The sequence below is a fragment of the Ferruginibacter sp. genome (genome assembly GCF_031430955.1).
Classification (GTDB): Bacteria; Bacteroidota; Bacteroidia; order Chitinophagales; family Chitinophagaceae; genus Ferruginibacter.
In genome coordinates this window covers 1-2,298 of sequence record NZ_JANPCM010000422.1, presented here as the reverse complement: position 1 = coordinate 2,298, position 2,298 = coordinate 1, and the positions used below count along the sequence as shown (strand labels likewise).

Annotated in this window: 1 protein-coding gene and 1 tRNA gene; one reads left to right on the top strand and one right to left on the bottom strand. The window is 39.8% G+C overall.

The window, feature by feature from the left end; genetic code table 11:
• Positions 1 to 313 precede the first annotated feature (313 nt).
• Positions 314 to 386 (top strand) — tRNA-Phe (locus tag ACY65O_RS11730).
• Between the two features lie 52 nt (positions 387 to 438).
• On the opposite strand, the gene ACY65O_RS11725 is transcribed toward ACY65O_RS11730, so the two are convergent.
• On the bottom strand, positions 439 to 2,298 hold a 1,860-nt coding region (locus ACY65O_RS11725; protein ID WP_462221041.1), incomplete at its 5' end, for an alpha-L-arabinofuranosidase C-terminal domain-containing protein.

Sequence of the window (2,298 nt, the reverse complement as noted above, 5' to 3'; positions counted from 1 at the left end):
ATACGAACAGGACGAGATAATGGATTATTTTAAAAGCTGCGAAACCTCCTCTTTACAGGTAGCCCAGGAAGAACTGGCCGACAGCAATTTTAACTGGGAGCAGCTAAAACTAATGCGGATTAAATTTTTGTGCGAATACGGAAATTAGCCCGCTAATGAACTTTGTTCGTTCTCTTTTAGAGAACCCCAAAAGGGGAGACTTGAGAGAGAATAATAAATTATCTCTCTTTTATTTTTTCAAGCTGGTATTTTCCTTATTTTTGCTGCCCGAATTCGAAATTTTACATTCTTTGTTCAATATCGGTATTCGTTTGGTGCGGTAGCTCAGTTGGTAGAGCAAAGGACTGAAAATCCTTGTGTCGCCGGTTCAATCCCGGCCCACACCACAAAACCCTGGTAATGTTACCAGGGTTTTTATTTTAAAATTTAAGGCATTAATCATTTTATCCCTACCTTAATAACAGTAAATGAAAAAGGTTTCAACACCACATCCACTTTTTTTCCTTTAACTGCAGTGCTTGAAACAACAGGCATTACATTAAATGGATTATTAACGGTATTAATTTCTTCTGCACCGCCGGTTAGTACCGCAACAGTGGCTTGCGGCGCTAATTTTTTATAGCCTTCTATTATATAACTGGTAGTTTTTTCTGCAGCACTGCTGTTTACAATTTTAATAATAATTTCTTTACTGTTTTTATCGGTTACTGCCGAGGCATACAAACCATCCTGGCCCGACAGTATTTTATTATTAAACAAAATCGGTACTGCATTAGTGCCTTTGTTAGTAGCAAATAATTTTTGTACCTGGTAATTTACGGTGCCTGCACTGCGTAAATTATCTACCCAAATTAAATCGGGTGTCCACTGCCAGCCATCCACATGGGCAAACAGTGGTGCGTAACTTGCCATTACCACCACATCGGCATTTCTTTCCAGTCCGGTTAAAAATGCAGCTTCGGCAATAGCTGTACGAACATTATTTTTATTTTCTACACTTACTGTTTTATCGCTTTGCCCGGCATATTCACCAGCGAAAATTTTAGCGCCGTTTCTATCATAATTATCATAGCGGCTGGCATTTTCAAAAAACCATTCGGGCCTGCGGTAAAAATGTTCGTCAATAATATCCACTTTCATTTTACGCAGTTCGCCATTTAAAAAATCAAAGCGTTCGCCATTGGGGTCGGTACCGCTGCTGGTAACTAATTTTATATTGGGGTATTTTTCTTTAATGGCTTTTTGAAAAATTTGTAAGCGCTCAATATATTGAGGTCCCCAGTTTTCGTTTCCTATGCCAAGCATTTTTAAATTAAATGGATCGGGGTGACCCATATCTGCTCTTACCTTCCCCCATTGGCTATTGGCATCACCATTAGCAAATTCAATTAAGTCAACAGCGTCTTGCACATAACTATCTATCTGATCTAATGGCACCAGCTCTGCCGAATTAAACTGGCAAGCCATACCACAATTTAAAATGGGCAACGGCGATGCTCCGATATCTTCTGCCAGTTGAAAGTATTCGAAAAAGCCTAGGCCAAAAGTTTGAAAATAATCTGGCGTGGGGCGGTGAGCAAATTCATAATTCCAGCGGTTGATAATTAATTGTCTCTCTTCAACCGGGCCAATGGTATTTTTCCATTTATACCGCTGCGACAGATCAAAACCTTCAACAATACAACCACCGGGAAAGCGCATAAAACCAGGTTTCATATCGGCCAGCAATTGTATCATATCAGCTCTCATTCCTCCCGGTCTTTTTTTCCAGGTATCTTCCGGAAATAAAGAGATCATATCCATATCTATTACGCCTGTTCCTTCAAACCAAATTTTTAGTTTTCCTTTTTGTGCGCTATCGCTTGCAGTAATGCTGATGGTTTGTTTTTTCCATGCATCTCCGGTGGCTGCTGTGGTTAAAACCCCGCTTGCTAAAATTTCTTTTTTTGCATTTATAATTTCTGCATGCAGTTTTAAGTTGCCCGATGGCAGGCGGTACATTAAAGAAAAATCGTAACGCAATCCTTTTTTTATTCCCATGCCTCTAAAGCCTTCATTGGTAATGCTTAAGGTTCCGGCAACAGCATTATTTAGTTTCACCCTTGCAAAACGGGGGTTGGCAAGGCTTTGGCCCAGCCTTTTTAATACGGTTACAGCGCCTTCGTTAAAAAAATTCTGTTCTACCTTCCAGCCCATTAATGGTTTTGTAAATTCGAAAGAGCGGTTTTTAATCAACTCTGCATATATTCCACCATCGGCACCTAAATTAATATCTTCAAAAAAAACGCCCCACATGGT